General features: G+C 69.5%; 15 protein-coding genes and 3 pseudogenes. 14 read left to right on the top strand and 4 right to left on the bottom strand.

Annotated elements, in window-relative coordinates; translation table 11 throughout:
* Nucleotides 1–5 precede the first annotated feature (5 nt).
* The 4 genes and pseudogenes from NVV57_12145 to NVV57_12130 all read left to right on the top strand — a co-directional run bounded on the left by NVV57_12145 (nucleotide 6) and on the right by NVV57_12130 (nucleotide 2,723).
* Entirely contained in the window at nucleotides 6–590 is a 585-nt protein-coding gene (locus NVV57_12145) for a hypothetical protein (protein MCR6713381.1), read from the top strand.
* Nucleotides 587–942: pseudogene (locus NVV57_12140) on the top strand (DUF488 family protein). Before NVV57_12145 ends, NVV57_12140 begins: the two are co-directional and overlap by 4 nt.
* 111 nt (nucleotides 943–1,053) lie before the next feature.
* Entirely contained in the window at nucleotides 1,054–2,088 is a 1,035-nt protein-coding gene (locus NVV57_12135) for a nitronate monooxygenase (protein ID MCR6713380.1), read from the top strand.
* Nucleotides 2,089–2,105: 17 nt separating this feature from the next.
* Nucleotides 2,106–2,723 carry a YitT family protein gene (locus NVV57_12130; protein MCR6713379.1) on the top strand — a complete coding sequence of 206 codons (618 nt, stop codon included), beginning with the start codon at nucleotides 2,106–2,108 and terminating at the stop codon, nucleotides 2,721–2,723.
* Here NVV57_12130 and NVV57_12125 read toward each other — a convergent pair.
* Both NVV57_12125 and NVV57_12120 read right to left on the bottom strand, forming a co-directional pair.
* Nucleotides 2,720–3,106: a DUF1304 domain-containing protein gene (locus NVV57_12125; GenBank protein MCR6713378.1), complete on the bottom strand. Its 387-nt coding sequence runs from the start codon at nucleotides 3,104–3,106 to the stop codon at nucleotides 2,720–2,722. The two genes, NVV57_12130 and NVV57_12125, sit on opposite strands and share 4 nt — an antisense overlap.
* Nucleotides 3,103–3,825: a gamma-glutamyl-gamma-aminobutyrate hydrolase family protein gene (locus tag NVV57_12120; protein MCR6713377.1), complete on the bottom strand. Its 723-nt coding sequence runs from the start codon at nucleotides 3,823–3,825 to the stop codon at nucleotides 3,103–3,105. Before NVV57_12120 ends, NVV57_12125 begins: the two co-directional genes overlap by 4 nt.
* A 90-nt stretch (nucleotides 3,826–3,915) precedes the next feature.
* Between NVV57_12120 and NVV57_12115 the strand changes: the two genes are divergently transcribed.
* Nucleotides 3,916–4,335 (top strand): OsmC family peroxiredoxin, encoded by a 420-nt coding sequence (locus NVV57_12115; protein MCR6713376.1) that lies wholly within the window; start codon nucleotides 3,916–3,918, stop codon nucleotides 4,333–4,335.
* A gap of 21 nt (nucleotides 4,336–4,356) precedes the next feature.
* The gene (locus tag NVV57_12110; protein MCR6713375.1) at nucleotides 4,357–5,145 is read left to right on the top strand and encodes an EI24 domain-containing protein; all 789 of its coding nucleotides are present in this window, start codon (nucleotides 4,357–4,359) and stop codon (nucleotides 5,143–5,145) included.
* Here NVV57_12110 and NVV57_12105 read toward each other — a convergent pair.
* Nucleotides 5,102–5,988: pseudogene (locus tag NVV57_12105) on the bottom strand (LysR family transcriptional regulator). The gene NVV57_12110 and the pseudogene NVV57_12105 sit on opposite strands and share 44 nt — an antisense overlap.
* Before the next feature lie 82 nt (nucleotides 5,989–6,070).
* On the opposite strand from NVV57_12105, the pseudogene NVV57_12100 reads away from it, so the two are divergent.
* Nucleotides 6,071–9,384 (top strand): annotated as a pseudogene (locus tag NVV57_12100) (bifunctional proline dehydrogenase/L-glutamate gamma-semialdehyde dehydrogenase).
* On the opposite strand, the gene NVV57_12095 reads toward NVV57_12100, so the two are convergent.
* Nucleotides 9,345–10,478 (bottom strand): NAD(P)/FAD-dependent oxidoreductase, encoded by a 1,134-nt coding sequence (locus NVV57_12095; GenBank protein MCR6713374.1) that lies wholly within the window; start codon nucleotides 10,476–10,478, stop codon nucleotides 9,345–9,347. The pseudogene NVV57_12100 and the gene NVV57_12095 overlap by 40 nt on opposite strands.
* Before the next feature lie 104 nt (nucleotides 10,479–10,582).
* Here NVV57_12095 and NVV57_12090 point away from each other — a divergent pair, with 104 nt between their 5' ends.
* The 7 genes from NVV57_12090 to NVV57_12060 all read left to right on the top strand — a co-directional run bounded on the left by NVV57_12090 (nucleotide 10,583) and on the right by NVV57_12060 (nucleotide 19,092).
* Entirely contained in the window at nucleotides 10,583–12,460 is a 1,878-nt protein-coding gene (locus NVV57_12090; GenBank protein ID MCR6713373.1) for an alpha/beta-hydrolase family protein, read from the top strand.
* A gap of 21 nt (nucleotides 12,461–12,481) precedes the next feature.
* The gene (locus NVV57_12085) at nucleotides 12,482–13,057 is read left to right on the top strand and encodes a CDP-alcohol phosphatidyltransferase family protein (GenBank protein ID MCR6713372.1); all 576 of its coding nucleotides are present in this window, start codon (nucleotides 12,482–12,484) and stop codon (nucleotides 13,055–13,057) included.
* Nucleotides 13,058–13,143: 86 nt separating this feature from the next.
* Nucleotides 13,144–13,530, top strand: a complete 387-nt coding sequence (locus tag NVV57_12080; GenBank protein MCR6713371.1) for an FHA domain-containing protein — start codon at nucleotides 13,144–13,146, stop codon at nucleotides 13,528–13,530.
* Entirely contained in the window at nucleotides 13,527–14,297 is a 771-nt protein-coding gene (locus NVV57_12075; protein ID MCR6713370.1) for a MerR family transcriptional regulator, read from the top strand. The genes NVV57_12080 and NVV57_12075 overlap by 4 nt, the downstream gene beginning before the upstream one ends.
* 131 nt (nucleotides 14,298–14,428) lie before the next feature.
* The gene (locus NVV57_12070; GenBank protein ID MCR6713369.1) at nucleotides 14,429–14,980 is read left to right on the top strand and encodes a MerR family transcriptional regulator; all 552 of its coding nucleotides are present in this window, start codon (nucleotides 14,429–14,431) and stop codon (nucleotides 14,978–14,980) included.
* 139 nt (nucleotides 14,981–15,119) lie between these two features.
* A complete protein-coding gene (locus tag NVV57_12065) occupies nucleotides 15,120–18,527 on the top strand; it encodes a pyruvate carboxylase (GenBank protein MCR6713368.1) in 3,408 nt (1,135 codons plus the stop codon).
* A 64-nt stretch (nucleotides 18,528–18,591) separates the two neighbouring features.
* Nucleotides 18,592–19,092, top strand: a complete 501-nt coding sequence (locus tag NVV57_12060) for a flavodoxin domain-containing protein (GenBank protein ID MCR6713367.1) — start codon at nucleotides 18,592–18,594, stop codon at nucleotides 19,090–19,092.
* The last annotated feature ends 18 nt before the right edge of the window (nucleotides 19,093–19,110 follow it).

The following is a 19,110-nucleotide window of genomic DNA, read 5'->3' as shown; positions in this document are numbered from 1 at the left end:
ATCCTATGCAGGAATCGGTGGTCGAGGCGATGCGCGGCCACGGCGCGCCCGTGACCGCTCGGTGGCTGGCCGCCGCCCTCGGGGTCCACGTGACGACGGCGCGGTACCACCTCGACAGGCTCGTGTCGGGCGGCACCGCCGTTCGCATCTCGCACGCGCCCAAGGGCGCGCGCGGGCGTCCCGAGCTCGCCTATGCCCTCATCGACGCCGACTCCGCTCGCGACTCGCTCATAGCGCTGCTAGCGGACCTCGTGGACAGCGGAACCGGCCCCGACGGCGCCCTCGCGGCGGGGCGAGCCTGGGCGGACGCGATTTCCGACGTGACCGGCGATGCGCCGGAGACCATCGAGCGCGTCCTCGCCGTGCGCGGCTTCGCGCCGGAACGCACGGAGAGCGGCTTTGATCTCCATGGCTGCCCGTTCCGCGAGGCGGCACGCCGGTCACCGCGCGTCGTGTGCGCCCTTCACCTCGGCCTCACGCAGCGCCTCGCGGACAGGGCCGACGGCGTGGGCACCTGGAGCGTGGACATCGAGCCCTTCGTGGACCCCACCTTGTGCCGCATCGCGCTGAGCGCGGGGAGCTCCACATGACCGAGATCCGGCTCGCAAGGGTGTACGACGCGCCGTCGCCGGCTGACGGCTTCCGCGTGCTCGTGGATCGGCTGTGGCCGCGGGGGATCAGCAAAGAGCGGCTCCCGCTCGACCTGTGGGCGACCGACGTCGCGCCGAGCGCGGAACTTCGCAACTGGTTTCACCATGACCCCGAGCTCTTCGAGGAGTTCGCGGCGCGCTATCGCGCCGAACTCGCGGCCGCACCGGGCTGGATGAGCTCGTCACCGTGTGTGAGGCCAACCCCGTGGTCACGCTACTGTTTGCGGCTAAGGATCCCGCCGTGAACCAAGCCGTGGTGCTGCGCGAGGCGCTGCTGGAGCGGCTGAAGTGAACGGAAGCGACGCCTGCTGGCTCTCCGAAGTGTGTGAGTGCGGAGCGATCAACGAAGGTCCCGCGACCACATGCTGGCGCTGCGGCAGGGACATACGAACCGAGGAGAGGGATGACGCGGCTGACGCGACTGCTGAACAGTGAACTGCCGATAGTCCTTGGCCCCTTCGGGGGAGCCTCGAGCGTGGAGCTCGTGGGCACCGTCGCGGATCTCGGGGGCGTAGGGTCCTATGGCCTCTACGGGTATGACGCCGCACGCATCGCGGACACGGCGGCCCAGCTGCGAGCGCGCACAACCGGGAGCATCGCGCTGAATCTGTGGCTGCCCCGCGGAGACGAGGTGACCCCAGGCGACGTCGACGTGACACCCGGCCCAGGCGTCGGGCAGCTGCTCGAGGAGATGGACGCGCAACCCGTGCTCCCCGAGCGCTTCCTACCCCCCATAGAGGAGCAGGTGGACGCGGCTATCGAGGCCAGGCCGGCCGTGCTGAGCTTCGTCTACGGGGTTCCGTCCGCGGACGTCATAGAGCGCGCGCACGCGGAGGGAATCGCGGTGGTGGCGACGGCGACGACCGTTCCGGAAGCGCTCGCTCTCGAGGCCGGGGGAGTGGACGCGATCGTTGCCAGCGGGTCCGAGGCCGCGGGCCATCGCGTGTCGTTCCTCCACGACCCCGCGGGCGCTCTTGTGGGCAGCATGAGCCTGGTGCCTCAGGTCGCCGACGCCGTGCGCGTGCCCGTGCTCGCCGCCGGCGGCATCGCCGATCGTAGGGGAGTGGCGGCCGCGTTCGCCCTCGGTGCCGAGGGAGTGGTCGTCGGCACGGCCTTCCTCAGGACGCAGCAGTCCGCGATCTGCGCCTCATACCGGCGCGCGATCCTGGGCACCGCCGCCCACGACACGGTGCTGACGACGGCGATGAGCGGGCGCCTCTCGCGCGGGGTCCCGAACCGGGCCATGCGGGTAGCCGAATCGGAGCCGCAGCTCCCGTTCCCCGCGCAGAACTGGCTCACGGGTCAGTTCCGCGCCGAGGCCGCGAAGCGAGACCAGGCCGACCTGCTGTCGCTCTGGGTTGGCCAATCGGCCCCGCTCGCGATCTTCGCCGAGGCGGGTGACGTGTTCCGCGAGCTCGCCGCGGGCCTGCCCTCCTGACGCGGCATGATGGGCGAGTGGAAGCTCTAGTAACCCCGGCGCCGGTGCGCAAGCATGCGCTGTGGGAGGACGCGATCGCGCTCGTGACGGGCGCGTTCCTCGTCTCCTGGGGCATGTTCCTGCTGAAGACGATCGGCGGCGTGAGCGGCGGCCTTGCCGGCGTCTCGTTCCTCGTCACGTACGCGACCGGGTGGCGACTCGGCCTCGTGTTCTTCGTGGTAAACCTGCCGTTCTACTACCTCGCGTGGCGACGCCTTGGCCCGCGGTTCACGGTCAAGACCCTGGTGACCGTGGCGCTGATCTCGATCGGCACCGGGCTGCACCGGCTCTACATCGACGTGAGCCACGTGGCGACGCCCTACGCCGCGATCTTCGCGGGCCTCGCGATCGGCATGGGGATGCTGGTTCTCTTCCGCCACGGCGCCTCCGCGGGCGGATTCGGCATCCTCGCCGCGTACATGCAGGAGCGCCACGGCATCAGGGCGGGCTATGTGCAGGGGGCGCTTGACGTGGTGGTCGTGATCGCGTCGCTCGCCCTTGTGGACCTGTGGACGCTGGCTTGGTCCGTGGTGGGCGCTCTGGTGCTCAACCTGGTGCTCGCCATCAATCACCGCCCGGGGCGGTACTACGGTTAGCTGAGGGCGCCGATCCCCAAGAAAAGCAGCGCCAGCGCCGGCGCTACAAGCTGCACCAGCGCGGCCCTCGCCTTGGACGGCGACGAGATCAGCAGCACCAGCCCGGCCGCGACCATGGACCCGCAGCCCGCGATTAGCAGCGCCGCCCCCGGCCCCTCATGGCCGACGGCCGTGGTCACCACCCCCGCCGCACTCACCACCGCGAGGAACAGGTTGTAGAAGCCCTGATTGAAGGCGAGCTCCTTGGTGGCAGCGGCCTGTTCTGCCGACATTCCAAACGTGGCAAGGCCCCGCGGCGTTGTCCACGCGAACGACTCGAGCCAGAAGATGTACACGTGGATGAGCGCCGCTAGCGACGCGAAGACGAGGGCGATCACGATCATGAGCGAGCCTTCCTGTAGGCGGCTGCCGCCGCGACGAACGCATCCCAGATCCCCGTGAGGTCATCGCGCTCGGGATGGAACTGCACGGCCACGCAGAACGCGAGTGAAGGGTCCTCCACGGCCTCTATCACCCCGTCTATGGAGACGGCAGAGACTGTCAGCCCGGAACCGAGCCTGTCGATCGCCTGATGGTGATACATGGGCACCTCGCGTTCACGCGGATGCATGGTTGCCAGCAAGGAGCCCTCGCTGACGGTGACCCCAACGCGCCGGTACACGGCATCCCCGCCCTGGTAGCCGGTGTGACCGAGCCGGTCGGGGAGGTGCTGAACCAGGGTGCCGCCTCGCGCCACGTTGATCAGCTGTGCACCGCGGCACACGCCGAGCACCGGAAGCCCTAGTCCGCACGCGCCATCGAAGAGCGCGGCCTCCCACGCGTCACGGTCGCGACGTGGCTCGTCGGTCTCCGCGTGGGGTTCCGCGCCGTACGTCGCCGGATCCACGTCGTAACCCCCGGCGAGGTAGAGCCCGTCTATCGAGGAGAGCACCCCAGCCACAGCGTCGGGCGTTGGCGGTTGAGGAGGCAGGACGCTCACCGCGCCCCCGGCTGCCACCACGGGGGCCGCGTAGGCCCACGGCAGGAACACGGCCTGCGCGTCCCACACGCCACTCTTCGCACGCTCGAGGTAACTCGAGATGCCGATCACCGGTACCGCCAAAGTGTCTCCTTCCGTTGGTGGCAATCTATCCCGCCGGGTTACCGTGGACCGAGCACGGCGCGGCCGCGCCGGCGAGCACCTGGAGGACACATGATCAGCACAGCGCGCACCGAGTGGGCGGGGGGCCTCACGGACGGATCGGGAACGACGACGCTCGCGTCGGGCGTCGGCACGTTCGCAGTGAACTGGAAGGCGCGATCGGAGGGGGCCGACAGCACCACCACGCCGGAGGAGCTCCTCGCCGCGGCGCACGCCTCCTGCTACTCAATGGCCCTGTCCAACGGGCTCGCGAAGGCCGGCAACCCGCCCACGGCCGTGACGACCGACGCACGCGTCACCTTCGTGCCGGGCGAGGGCATCACGCTCATCGAGATAGCAGTAGTGGCGACTGTGCCGGGAATCGACCAGGAGACCTTCTCGGCGGCCGCTCTCGATGCAAAGGCGAACTGCCCCGTGTCGCAGGCGCTGCGCGCCGTACCTATCGAGCTCGTGGAGGCCACGCTCGCCTGATCCGGCCCTAGGCTGGCCACCGTGCGGAGGCCAGGGCGCGGCGTGATCGAGGGCTTTCGCCTCGCCGGCGCCGGCTTTCGCGTGTGGCGGTCCTCGCCGCGGCTCATGATGCTCGGTCTCATTCCGGGTGCGATCACGGCGCTGCTTCTCGTAGGGGTGTTCGTCGCGATCGCCGTGTGGGTCGACGACTGGTCGCGGGGGATCGCGAGCGCGGTCACCGGCGACCCCACGCCCAACGGCCTCATCGTCGCGCTCGTCGCCGTGGGCATCATCGGCGGAAGCGCGCTCCTGGCGGTCTTCACCTTCACCGCGGTGACCCTGCTGATCGGGCAGCCCTTCTTCGAGGCGATCGCCGATCGGGTCGCTCCAGGGGCGGGACTGGTCTTCACCGCGGATGAGCAGCCGTGGCTGCGCTCGACCCTCCGCGGCATCCGCGAGGGGCTGGGTCTGCTCGCGTTCGGCCTGGTGGTTGGCATCGCTGGCTTCGCCCTCGGCTTCATCCCCGTCGTCGGCTCGGCGGCGGCGTTCGTCCTCGCGGCGGTCGTCGGCGGATCGCTGCTGACCCTCGAGCTCACCGCGTACCCGCTCTCGCGAGTTGGCATCACCACGCTCCGTGAGCGCAGGCGGCTTGCGGCTGCCCGACGCTCTCTCACCTTGGGCTTCGGCGTCACCTGCTACTTGGCGTGCCTCATCCCGTTTGCGGCGGTGGTGGCGATGCCCTCGCTCGTGGCGGGCGGCACGCTGCTCGCGGCGCGCCTCGCGGCGCCTACGGGGTCAGAGCCTGCGCCGCCTGGAGCAGGGCGGCCCTGACGGCGCTCACGGCCGCCGACCTGCGGGACGAGCCACGCGCGGCCGTGAAGACCGTCCTGTGAGGCCGCTCTGGGAGCCGCGCGCGTGCGCGTCGATGGTCCGTCCGCGCCACATTAGCCCCGGGATCAGCGCCACGGCGAGCCCGCTCTCCACGAGTTGTGCGTGGGTCTGCAGGTCCGCCGTCTCGAAGCGGACATCGGGCTCGAAGCCGGCGAGCCTGCACTGCTGCTCCGCGAAGTGGCGTGAGGCCGCTCCCCGCGGCTCCATCACCCAGGGAAGGCCCGCCGCGTCGGCGAGGGTGACGACGTTCACGTCTCGGCCTACGGCCAACAGAATCTCATCGTGCGTGAGCGGGACGCGCTCGACTCCGGGATAGTGCGGCGCGGCGTGGTGCGGATACTCCTCGGCCACGACGAGGTCGACGTCGCGCACCCAGGTGTCCTCGAGGGCGGCCGCGGGCTCGCGCTGCGTGGCCACGACCCTCACGTCCGGATACCGCTCCCGAAGGTGCAGGAGTGCGCCGGGGAGGAGAGCGAGCGCGGCCGATTGGAAGATCGCCAGCCGTACGGTGCCCGCCGCCTTGCCCGTCTCGGCGAGCTCGCCCTCCGCGCGCTCCATCGTTGCAAGGAGTTCCTCTGTCCGGTGCACGAGCCTCTCGGCTGCGGGCGTCAGTGTGAGGACCCGGCCCGAGCGGCGCAGGAGCGGCACGCCTGCCTCTCGCTCCAGGGTCGAGAGGTGCTGGGAGATAGCGGATGCGGACAGCCCGGTGGTGCCCGCAACGGCGGTGATGGTGCCTCGCAGGCTGAGTTCGCGCAGCAGGGCAAGGCGGTGAAGGTCCAGCATCTCTCCAGTTTAAGCCGTGCCGCACAATATTGTTAAGGAAGCATCGCTTCTTATTCATGGTCGCTCGCCGCACACTGGCACTATGACCGTCACTGCCGACAGCGCCGTCGCGGACGCCGCGGTCGCGCGCGTTCACTCGTGGCTCGCCGAAGCCCATAGCCATAGGGAGTCTGCATCGAGCAGGCGCCTCGCACGACTCGTCGCCGATCCCGAGGGTCTCGCGTTCGCCGTCGCGTTCGTTGACGGCACCATCCGCCCAGAGGACTCGCACGTCGCTGCGCGAAACCTCGCGGCCGCCGCACGCATGCCGGCGCCCTTCCTCTCACGCCCCATGCGCGCCGCGCTGTCGCTCGCGCGCCTGGCGCCCGTGGCACCCTGGATCGCGGTGCCGATCACGCGCCGCGTGGTGCGCGCACTCGTGGGCCACCTGGTGCTCGACGCCCGACCGGCTCGGCTCACAAGGGGCCTACGCCGCCTCCACAATCAAGGCGTCAGGCTTAATGTCAACCTTCTCGGCGAGGCCGTCCTCGGGAACGAGTCCGCCCGCCAACGCCGCGACGGCACCATCGCGCTCATCGAACGACCGGACGTGGACTACGTGTCGCTCAAGGTGTCCTCCGTGGTGGCCCCTCACTCGCCTTGGGGATTCGACGACGCCCTGGTCGCGATCTGCGACCAGTTGCGGCCCATCTACCAGGCGGCCTCCCGCACGGGAACCTTCGTGAACCTCGACATGGAGGAGTACAGGGACCTCGACCTCACGATCGAGGTCTTCACGCGACTCCTTGCCGAGCGCGAGTTCTCGCAGCTGCACGCCGGGATCGTGCTCCAGGCCTACCTGCCGGACGCCCTCGGTGCGTATGACCGCCTGCTGGAGTGGGCGTCGGGCCGTGTGGCAAGCGGGGGAGCGCCCATCAAGGTGCGCCTCGTCAAGGGCGCGAATCTGTCCATGGAGCGCGTCGATGCTGAGTGGCACGGCTGGCCGCTCGCGACGTGGGAGTCCAAGGAGGAGACCGACGCGAGCTACAAGCGGATCCTGTCTCGCGCGCTCACCGAAGAGCACACCGCCGCGGTCCGCATCGGCATCGCGGGCCACAACCTGTTCGACCTCGCGTTCGCGTGGCTCCTCGCGACTGAGCGCGGAGTGGCCGAGGCGATGGACGTCGAGATGCTGCTCGGCATGGCCGAACGCGTTGGCCCAGTGGTCGCCAAGGACGTGGGCGCCGTGCGGCTCTACACCCCGGTGGTGCCGCCCGCGGAGTTCGACGTGGCCATCGCGTATCTGGTGCGCCGACTCGAGGAGGTCGCCAACCCCAGCAACTTCCTCAGCTCCGCGTTCCGCTTCGACACGCAGCCCGACGCCGTCGCCACCGAGGAGACCCGGTTCAGGGCCTCGCTCGAAAAGCTCAACGACGAGATCCCGGCGCGACACAGGGGAGTGGTGAGCTCCTCTCACGCGGGATTCTGCAACCAGCCGGACACCGATCCCTCGATACCGGAGTCCAGGCGCTGGGCCGCGGACATCGCGCGCAAGGTTCCGGGCTCACGTCTTGGTGAGCAGACGGTGCGCGCGGCGTGGGTGGATGACGTCGACGCGGCCGACGCCGTGGTGACGAGGGCGGTCGCGGCGGGGGAGCGCTGGGGTCGGGTGGCGCCCGGAGACCGTGCCGCGATCTTGGAGGCGGCCGCGGAGGCGCTCGAACGCGAGCGCACCGCCCTCGTGGAGGTGATGGCGGCGGAGGCCGGCAAGACCATCGACCAGGCCGACCCCGAGGTGTCCGAGGTCGTCGACTTCGCGCGCTACTACGCGCAGTCCGCAAGAAACCTCGCGGCCATCACCGGCGCAACTCCGGTTCCCAGGCCCGTCACGCTGGTGACGCCACCGTGGAACTTCCCCGTCGCGATTCCGGGCGGCTCCGTGCTCGCGGCCCTCGCGTCGGGCAGTGCGGTCATCCTCAAGCCCGCACCGGCGACCAGGCGCTGCGCGGCGGTGCTCGCCGACGCGCTGTGGGCGTCCGGCATCCCGCGTGACGTGCTGCAGCTCGTCGACTGCGAGGAGGTCCCGGTGGGTTCCGCGCTCGTGCGGGACGAGCGGGTGGACCAGATCGTGCTCACAGGGGCCTTCGAGACCGCGGAGCTCTTCTCCCGTCTGCGCCCTGGGGGCCGCCTGCTCGCGGAGACGAGCGGAAAGAACGCGATCATCGTCACCCCCAGCGCGGACCTCGACCTCGCCGTCCGCGACGTGGTGCAGTCGGCCTTCGGCCACGCCGGTCAGAAATGCTCGGCCGCGTCGCTGGTTGTGCTCGTCGGCTCCGTGGCGCACTCGCGCCGGTTCCTGACCCAGCTCAAGGACGCCGCGTCCTCGCTCGCTGTCGGTACACCGGGGACGCTAAAGAGTCAGATGGGGCCCGTCATCGAGCCGCCGCGCGGCAAACTCCTCGAGGGGCTGACCACGCTTGGGTTCCGCGAGAGCTGGATGCTCGAGCCGAGCCCCTCAACGAAGAGCGGACGCTCTGGTCTCCCGGAATCCGCACGGACGTCGAGTTCGGCGCGCAGGCGCACCTCACGGAGTACTTCGGCCCGCTCCTCACGGTCATGACCGCGCCCACCCTCGACGCCGCCATCGGGGTCGTGAACGCGGTCGACTACGGCCTCACCTCTGGCCTGCACAGCCTCGACCCCGCGGAGATCGAGCATTGGCTTGCGCGCGTCGACGCCGGCAACCTCTACATCAACCGCGGCATCACGGGCGCGATCGTGCGGCGCCAGCCCTTCGGCGGCTGGAAGCGCTCCGCGGTGGGGCCCGGCGCCAAGGCGGGAGGGCCGCACTACGTGGAGCGACTCACCGGTTGGGCCCCGCTGACCCCATCGGACCTCACGGGGTGGGACACGCTGCTCGCCGAGGCGATGGCCACCGACTTCGCGGCGACAGACGAGAGCGGACTCGCGTGCGAACGCAACGTGCTGCGCTACGTGCCCGCGCTCACCGAGATCCGCGTCGGCCACGACGCGGCACCTGGCGACGTGCGCGCGTTAGCGGCCGCTGCGGCCGTCGCGTCGCCGGGCACTCGCGTCACCTTTGCCGGCATGCCCGACGCCGCTCTCGCCGAGGAGCTTCAATCCAGGGGCCTCGTGGTCACCGCGGAGGGCGACGAAGAGTGGGCAGAGCGCGTCACCTCCGAGCGGTTCGCCAGGGTGCGCGCGCTTGGCGAGATCCCAGCAAAGGCGAGAACCGCCTCGGTGACGATATTCGACGACCCGGTCACGGCGTCGGCCCGGCTTGAGCTGTTCCCGTTCGTGCGCGAGCAGGCGATCTCCATGACCGCGCACCGATTCGGCACGCCAAGCCCGATGGCTCAGGCGGTCGAGTTGGCGGCAGCGCGCTCCGCGAGCTGACCGAGGATCAGCTTGGCCGTGGTGCGGCCAGCCCGATTCGACGACACGGTGCTCGCCTGGGGGCCGTAGCCGGCCATGTAGATCGTCGGCTCGGTGACTACCTGTCCGCGCTGGACCGTGATGGCACCGCTGGGGCCCGCGAGGTCGAGGCCCTCGAGGTGGCGCAGCTCCGCACGGAAGCCCGTTGCCCAGACGATCGCGTCGACGTAGGTGAAGGTGCCGTCCTGCTCGATGACGCCGTCGGCGACGACGCGGCGGAACATCGGACGCCGCTGGAGTTGGCCGCGCGCCTCGAGTCGCTGCACGAGCGAGCTGCGGGCAAGGCCCGTCACGGAGACGATCGAGGGGAGGATGGCACCGGAGCGGGCGGCGGCGTCCTGGAGCGAGACGGCACGGGCACCGCGCGTCTCGGAAAGCCACGGCTCGTCGTCGACGAACACCGGCTCGCGGCGCGTGTACCAGAGCGTCGTGGCGCCGACGTTGGCGAGCTCGTCCAGGAATCCGAGGGCCGAGGTGCCACCGCCCACGACGGCGACCTGCCTGCCGCGGAACGGCTCGGCGCTGACCCATTCCGGCGTCGCGACCTGGAGCCCGCCAAACTCTCGGCGCCCCGCGATCGCGGGAACGCGCGGGTTGGTCCACGTGCCCGTCGCGTTCACAAGAACCTGCGCGTCGAGGGTGTCGAAAGGCCCGCCGGGCTCGAGAGTGAGGCGATAGCCGTCATCGGTCCTGTCCACCCACGTCACGGCCGCGGGCCGCGCAACCCTCAGATCGAAGTGCTTCTCGTACATGGAGTAGTACGCGGCCACGACATCACGGGCCGGACGGTCTCGCGGAGCGTCATCGAACGTGAGGCCCATCTCGTGCATCCCCGGCAGGTCGTGGACCTTGTGCGTGTCTCCGAGGCGCAGCGACTCCCAGCGGTGCTGCCACGCGCCGCCGGAACGGGGCCCGGCGTCGAGCACGAGGAAGTCCTGCCCGGGAAGCAGACCCGCGCGACGCAGGAAGTACGCGACCGCAAGACCCGCCTGCCCCGCGCCCACGATCGCGACGCGCGTGGCGACGTGGCGATCGGGGAACTCAGCGTCGGACATGGTGAACAGCCTAGGCCGCGGTCTGGGATGACACAGCAAGGCGTGCCCAGACCGCGGCGCGCTTTGGATAGCCTGGGCCGGGACGCACACATGAGGAGCCCTCGATGACCTACCCGCGCTGGGCCCGCCTTGACTACGGCGGCGTGCTCGTGGGTCTCGTCTTCGTGGCGCTGTCCATGACGCCGTCGATGCTGCCTCGACCCTGGTACTACCAGGGCGCCGTCTCCGGCGTGAGCTTCGCCGGAGGATACGCGCTTGGCGTGGCCCTGTGGCAGGTGGTGCGGTGGGCCGTGCGGTGGCGGAACGACTGGCTCACGGTCTGGGGCTGGGCGATCATCGCTGGCGTCTGGGCGGTGCTATTCGTGATCATGCTGCACTTCGCCACCCAGTGGCAGAACGGCGTGCGGGCCGCCGTCGGGTGGGACGACCTCGACTCGGCGCAAGGCTGGCGACTCCTCGCGGTGACCGTGGCCGTCGCCGGGATCTGCGTGGCCATTGGGAGAGGAATCGCGCGCCTCTACCGACGCGTGCGGGTTCGCACGGGGCACCTGTTCGCCGCGCGGGGCAGGCGATCGGGCGGGACGCTCGCGACCCTCACGGCGACCGGGGTCATGGCGCTTGGCGTGCTGCTCGCGTGGCTCGTCGTCTCCTCGGGCGTGGTGCTGTTCCTCGACTCCAGGTGGGACGTGCGCAACAACACGATGGATCCTGCGTACCCACAGCCCACCTCGTCGCTGCGATCCGGAGGCCCTGGCTCGCTCGTGAACTGGGCAGACGTCGGGTCCAAGGGTCGGTCCGTCGTCGACTCGGGACCGAGCGCCGCACAGATCGCCGAGGTCACCGGAGAGCCAGCCATCGAGCCCATCCGCATCTACGTTGGGCTCAACTCGGCGCCCACCTACGCGGAGCGCGCGCAGCTCGCCGTCAGGGAACTCGAACGCACCCATGCGGAAGACAGGGCGATCGTCGTTCTGCCAGGGCTGACCGGCACCGGCTGGCTGGAGCCGCAGGCGATCGACTCCATCGAGTACCTTCACGGCGGCGACACCGCAATGGTCGCCGCGCAGTACTCGGTGTCTCCCTCATGGGTGAGCTCGATCTTCCACCCCGAGCAGTCCGTCGCGGGGACGAAGGCGCTCTACGAAGCAGTTCACGCATGGTGGGAGGCGCTGCCCGCGGACCATAGGCCGCAGCTGGTCGTGTACGGCGTGAGCCTGGGGGCCCAGGCGCTCCAGGAGACCTTCGGGACCGTTGACGCGATGGTCGACGGGGTGGAGGGCGCGGTCTTCGCGGGCACCCCGGCCATCACGCCGCTCTCGCACGAGTTGCGCGCCATGCGCGATCCCGGAACCCCCGTCACCTGGCCCGTCGTGTCGTCGGTGCCGCAAGTGCAGTTCTTCCCCAATGCGAGCGCGGCGAGGGACTTCGACGGGACCTGGGCCGCTCCGCGCATCGCGTACCTCGAGCACGGCAACGATCCCGTGGTGTGGATGGACTGGTCCATCTTCTACAAGAAGCCGGAGTGGCTCTCTGCGGGTCAGCGCTCACCGGACATCTCGGAGCAGATGGTCTTCATCCCGCTCGTGACGGGCCTCCAGGGCCTCGCGGATATGGCGATGGCAGAGGGCGTCCCGGATGATGCCGCCACCGCTACGCCGACGCGACCTTCTACGCGTGGATCAAGGTCACGGGAGACGGGGGCCTCGACCAGGCGGCCCTCGACCGCATTCAGGACGTCATCGACCAGTACGACACCGCCGCGCCGATCGGCCAGTAGCGCCGCCTTGCCTCGCTCCGGTGCCCGGCGTAGCGTCGGAGGAAGAAAGGGGTGTGCCATGACTGACAAGGATGATCGCCGCCACAAGGCGTTTGAGCAGATTCGCGCAAACGAGCTCGCGCGGGGCGCGAGCGAGGACGAGGCCGCTCAGACGGCGGCGGCCACGGTCGACAAGGTTCTCGCCGCGCAGGATGGCAGCGACTGACGCGACCCTAGACTTGGCGGCGTGACCCCGCCGCCCAATCCCGCCGAACCGTCGGACGCCGTCTGGACCATTCCCAACATCATCTCGATGGTGCGGATAGTCCTCATCGTGGTGTTCACGTGGCTTCTCGTCACCGAGCACGACGGGTGGGCGATCACGGCGCTCGCCGCCGCGGGCATCAGCGACTTCCTCGACGGCTTCCTTGCCCGACGCTGGGGCCAGGTCACGAAGTTGGGTCGCGTTCTGGACCCCACGGCCGACAGACTGCTCACCCTGGCCGTTGTGCTCGGCCTTGGTCTGCGCGGGATCATCCCGTGGTGGCTCGTGGGCGTGCTGTTCGCGCGCGACATCGTGGTGGGGATCGCGCTGCTGTGGGGCCGTTCTCGGAACGTCGGTTCCCCGCAGGTGACGATGACTGGGAAGTGGGCGACCGCCCTGCTCTACGTGTTCTTGCCGCTCGCCTACCTTGCGGCGGTGGCGTTCCCCCGACTGGGAGTGGCTGCACACGGTCGCGATCATCGGAGCGGCCGGCGCCGCGGTGCTGTATTGGGCGGCCGGGCTCGGTTACGTCAGGGACGTGCGCAACCGCGCGGCTAGCCACCCCGGTGACGGCGCGCCGCCTACACTTGCAACAGAGAAGGGAGCCAGCCATGACGTTTGACGAGTCTCCTCTTGAGCGCACCATGTCGATCGACGCCGCGACCGACGAGGCCGCACCCGGGAGGCTGTCTGCCGCGGACCAGGCCGCCGTCGACGCGCTAGGGCCCGAGCACGCCCTCCTCATCGTCCATTACGGCCCCAACCAGGGAGCCCGCTTCCTGCTCGACGTGGACTCGACGACGGCGGGGCGCTCCGTCAACTCGGACATCTTCCTGGACGACGTCACCGTGAGCCGCCAGCACGTCGTCTTCGATCGCAAGGGCTCGCAGTTCTCGATCAGGGACGCGGGTTCCCTCAATGGCACCTACGTGAACCACCAGTCGGTGACCGACGCCGTGCTCCACGATGGCGATGAAGTGCAGATTGGCAAGTACCGCCTCACGTTCCACGCCGGCCGCCCCGCTTCATGAGCGGCTCGGCAGCCGCCTCGCACGGGGCGCTCGACAGCGCCAATTCCGGCGCTGCAACCTCTGGCATTGACCGCGAGGTGCTGACCGGCCGCTGGCCGCACGCGCTGTCCCACGAACCGCTCTTGCGCGTGAGCGACGTGCTCGCGCTCATCCAGGCCGAGTTTCCCGCGCTCACCCCCTCCAAGCTCCGCTTCTTCGACGCGCAGGGCCTTGTCTGCCCGGGGCGCACGCCCGCGGGATACCGCCAGTACTCGGCCGCGGACGTGGAGCGGGTGCGGTTTGTGCTGCGGCAGCAGCGCGACCACTACCGCCCGCTGACCGTGATCGCGCAGCACCTCGATGCCCTCGACAAGGGAACGATGCACGAGCGGGTGTCTCCGCACGCGATCGACGGCGAGGACGACGACTACCTGACGATCCCTCAGCTCTCTTCGCGCGCGGGCGTGAGCGAAGAGGTCGTGGCCCAGCTGGCGGAGGCGGGAGTCATTCGCCAGTCGGTGCCCGGCGCGTTCGAGAGGGACGTTCTTGACCTCGTGGTCGCGAGCGGCGCGTACCTCGCGGCGGGTGGCGACGTCCGCTCACTGCGGTCGCTGTGCCTCTCCGCGCGGCGAGAGGCGGATAGGGCCGACGCCGTGGTCGCCCCCGTGCGCGGCAGGGGAGAGGCGGGGGGAGGCCGAGGAATCCGCCCGAGAGCTCTCGGAATCCGCGATCGCGGTGTTCGGGGCTTGTGTCAGGGGCAGTTTGCGTCGATAACTACCGTGGTGTAGTTCCGGTGCGGCGCGACACGCGGTACCGTGAAAGCCCGCGGTCGTTGACCCGGTCAACCCCGGGCCATAACGTTGAACTACAACGTGAAGGAGAGGCAGTGACTGATACGGCTGGCATCGACCTCTCCGGTGTGGGTGAGGGCGCGCAAGGCATCCTGTTCGACGACGGGCTCGCGCACCTCGATGAGAACGTCGGCTACCGCGGTCCCACCGCGTGCAAGGCCGCGGGCATCACCTACCGACAGCTCGACTACTGGGCCCGGACGGGGCTCGTGGAGCCCACGGTGCGGTCCGCGACCGGCTCGGGAACCCAGCGTCTGTATGGCTTCAAGGACATCCTCGTGCTGCGCGTCGTGAAGCGCCTGCTCGATTCCGGAGTCTCGCTTCAGCAGATTCGCACGGCCGTGGAGCACCTGCGCGAACGCGGCGTCGAGGACCTTTCCCGCATCACGCTGATGTCCGATGGTGCCTCCGTGTACGAGTGCACGTCCAACGACGAGGTGATCGACCTCGTGCAGGGCGGCCAGGGAGTGTTCGGCATCGCGCTCGGCAAGGTGTGGCGCGAACTCGAGGGATCGCTGTCCCAGCTGCCCGCCGACCGTGGCGAGGCGGACGTCGCGACCGATACCGGCGTCGTCGATGAGCTTGCCGAGCGTCGCGCCCGCCGTTCGAACGCCTCCTGAACCCATGAATCGGCCGGGTCTGAAGCGCTCCTGAAACACGGCGTCGGGCATACTGTGCTCACCTCCCGCGACGGTGCGGGGCCGCTTTAGTAAGCGCGCTGAAACCTGGCAAGATGAAGCCACCGTCGAAGGGAAGTAAATGTTCTCCAAAGTCCTCGTGGCGAACCGAGCCGAGATTGCCGTGCGCGCGTTCCGCGCCGCCTACGAACTCGGCGCAAAGACGGTGGCGGTGTTCCCGCACGAGGACCGCATGTCCGAGCACCGCGTCAAGGCGGACGAGGCCTACCTGATCGGGGTCGAGGGGCACCCCATCAAGGCGTACCTCGACATCGACGAGATCATCCGCGTCGCCAAGCTCTCCGGCGCCGACGCCATCTACCCCGGGTACGGGTTCCTCAGTGAGAACGTTGAGCTCGCGCGTCGCTGCGCCGCAGAGGGAATCACCTTCATCGGCCCGCCACCAGAGGTGCTGGCCAAGGCGGGCGACAAGGTCGCGGCGCTCAAGGCCGCTCGCGACGCGGGCGTGCCCGTGCTCAACTCCTCGGAGCCCTCGCGAGACGTGGGCACTCTCATTCGTGCCGCGGAGGAGATCGGCTTCCCGATCTTCGTCAAGGCGGTCGCGGGCGGTGGCGGCCGTGGCATGCGGCGTGTTGAGACGAGGGACGCCCTGCCCGACGCTCTGGCGGCGGCGATGCGCGAGGCCGAGAACGCCTTCGGCGACCCCACGGTGTTCCTCGAGCAGGCGGTGCTTGGGCCGCGACACATCGAGGTGCAGATCCTCGCGGACGCGGGCGGCACCACCGTGCACCTCTTCGAGCGCGACTGCTCGGTGCAGCGTCGGCACCAGAAGGTCGTGGAGATCGCTCCCGCTCCGGCGCTGGATCCCTCGATTCGCGAGGCGCTGTGCGCGGATGCGGTGAAGTTCGCGACGTCCTTGGGCTATGTGAACGCGGGCACCGTAGAGTTCCTGCTCGCCACCGAGGGGGAGCGCGCCGGCCAGCACGTGTTCATCGAGATGAACCCGCGAATCCAGGTGGAGCACACGGTGACCGAGGAGGTCACCGGCATCGACATCGTGTGCGCGCAGATGCGGATCGCCTCCGGCGAGTCGCTTAAGGAAGTCGGGATCCGCCAAGAGGACGTCACGGTCACCGGTTTCGCCATCCAGACGCGCATCACGACCGAGGACCCCACCAACGGCTTCCTCCCTGACACGGGCCGCATCGTCGCCTACCGGTCCCCGGGCGGCGCCGGCGTGCGCCTCGACGGCGCCACAGCCATGGCCGGCAACTCGGTCACGGGGCACTTCGACTCGATGCTCGTGAAGCTCACGTGCCGCGGCCACGACTTCGAGACCGCCGTGACGCGGGCGTCTCGCGCGCTCGCCGAGTTCCGCATCCGCGGCGTGACCAACAACATTCGCTTCTTGCGGGCCGTGCTCGCCACCCCGGAGTTCCGCGCCGGGGGAGTGACCACCGCGTTCATCGACCAGCACCCGGAGTTGCTGCAGGTGCCGGAGAGCGCCGAGCGCTCCACGAAGCTGCTGACCTACCTTGGCTTCACCACGGTCAACCGGCCCAACGGGGAGCACGCTGACGACATCCTGCGGCCGTGGGAGAAGCTTCCCAGCATCGACATCCACGCGGAGCCGCCGGCGGGCACGCGTCAGCAGCTGCTCGAACTTGGCCCCGAGGGCTTTGCGCGGGCACTGCGGGAGCGCCAGTCCCTCGCGGTCACCGAGACGACGATGCGCGACGCCCACCAGTCGCTGCTCGCCACGCGTGTGCGCACGTTCGACCTGCTCAAGGCGGCGGGGCACGTTGCGCGCATGACTCCGGAGCTGTTCTCCGTGGAGTGCTGGGGCGGCGCCACGTACGACGTGGCGCTGCGCTTCCTTAGCGAGGACCCGTGGCTGAGGCTCGCGCGGCTTCGCGAGGCCATGCCGAACATCGCCCTGCAGATGCTGCTGCGGGGTCGCAACACGGTGGGCTACACGCCGTATCCCGACGAGGTAGCGGTTGCGTTCGTTCAAGAGGCAACCGAGACCGGGATCGACATCTTCCGCATCTTCGACGCGCTCAACGACGTGGACCAGATGCGCCCGGCGATTCAGGCGGTGCGCGCCACCGGGCAGTCCGTCGCGGAGGCGACGCTTTGCTACACCGGCAACATGGTCTCGCCGGACGAGGACCTCTACACGCTCGACTACTACCTGCGGCTGGCCGACTCGCTCGTCGAGGCCGGGGCGCACATCCTCGCGATCAAGGACATGGCGGGTCTGCTGCGACCCGCGGCGGCATACACGCTGGTATCCGCGCTGCGCGAGCGCTTCGACCTGCCGGTGCACCTCCACACGCACGACACGGCCGGCGGCCAGATCGGCACTCTCCTCGCGGCAGCGGAGGCGGGGGTGGACGCTGTGGACGTCGCGAACTCCGCGATGGCCGGCACCACCTCCCAGCCGCCCATGAGCGCGCTCATCGCGGCGCTCGAGCACACGACGCGAGACACAGGCGTATCCCTTGAGGCCGCCGAGGCGCTCGAGCCCTACTGGGAGGCCGTGCGGCGCCTCTACGCGCCCTTCGAGTCCGGCCTGCCGGGGCCCACGGGCCGCGTCTATCACCACGAGATTCCGGGCGGACAGCTCTCCAACCTGCGTCAGCAGGCGATCTCGCTCGGGCTCGCGGAGAAGTTCGAACAGATCGAGGACATGTACGCGGCCGCGGACCGGATCCTTGGCCGCCTCGTCAAGGTCACGCCGTCGTCCAAGGTGGTCGGCGATCTAGCGCTGCACCTCGTGGGCATCGGTGCTGACCCGGCGGACTTCGCGGAGAATCCTGGCAAGTACGACATCCCGGATTCGGTGATCGGCTTCCTGCAGGGCGAGCTCGGGGACCCACCAGGCGGCTGGCCCGAGCCCTTCCGCACCAAGGCACTTGCAGGTCGCTCGTTCGAGCGCAAGGTCGCGGAGATCACGGAAGACGACCGCTCGGTCCTCGCAGCGTCGGGCCCCGAGCGCCAACGGCGACTCAACCACCTGCTGTTCCCAGGACCGGCCAAGGACTTCGACGTGGCCGTGGAGACGTACGGCGACATCTCGGTGATCGACACGTTCCACTACCTCTATGGCCTCACGGTCGGCAGTGGGGAAGAGGTCACTGTTGATCTGAGCCAGGGCGTCCAGATGATCGCTACGCTCGAGGCGCTCGGCGAGCCGGACGACCACGGCGAACGCACCGCGATGTTCTCCTATAACGGCGCCATCCGGCCCGTGCAGGTGCGTGACGAGTCGGCGACCGTTGACTTCGTGTCTCGCGAGAAGGCCGACGCTGGGCGGCCAGGGTCGATCGCCGCGCCGTTCTCTGGGGCCGTGTCGCCGGTGGTTGCGGTGGGCGACACGGTGACGGCCGGGCAGACCGTGGCGACGATCGAGGCCATGAAGATGGAGTCGTCGATCACGTCGCCCGTGGACGGGACGGTCACTCGCGTGGTGGTGTCCGGCGTGGAGACGCTGTCCGGCGGCGACCTGGTGCTCGAGGTCTCCTAGCTGTCGATGGACGCAGGGACCATCGTCCCCGGCGCATCTTGGCGCGGTGGCGCAAGATGGAGCCATGAAGGTTCTGGTCGCAGTGGGATCCAAGTACGGCGCAACACGGGAAGTGGGCGCGGAGATCGTGGCCGTGCTGCGAGACCGGGGCTTCGAGACCGACTTCATGGACGCCTGCGACGTCGCCAACGCGGTGCGCTTCTACGACGCCGCGGTTATCGGGTCTGCGGTGTATGGCGGGCTGTGGCGGAAAGACGCGTCGGCTCTCGTGCGTGACAACGCGCAGACGCTTCGTGCGCGCGACACCTGGCTGTTCTCGGTGGGGATGACGCAGGTGACGAAGCCGGATCAGCCGCTCGACGAGGCGGAGGAGCTCGCGGCCGCTGCGGGCGCCATTGAGCACAAGAGGTTCGGCGGCACCATCCAGTTCGAGAAGCTCAACATCGGGGAGAAGGCGCTGATCAAGGCGATCAATCCGCCCCCCGGCGACTTCCGCGACTTCGAGGACATCCGCGAGTGGGCAGAGGCCATTGCGCAGCGGCTTCAGGAAGACGTCTTCGACTGAACGCGTGTCAGCGGCCCG

The sequence above is a fragment of the Demequina sp. genome (assembly GCA_024707205.1).
In the GTDB taxonomy this organism is placed as follows: Bacteria; Actinomycetota; Actinomycetes; order Actinomycetales; family Demequinaceae; genus Demequina.
This window is presented reverse-complemented; position numbering and strand designations above follow the sequence as displayed.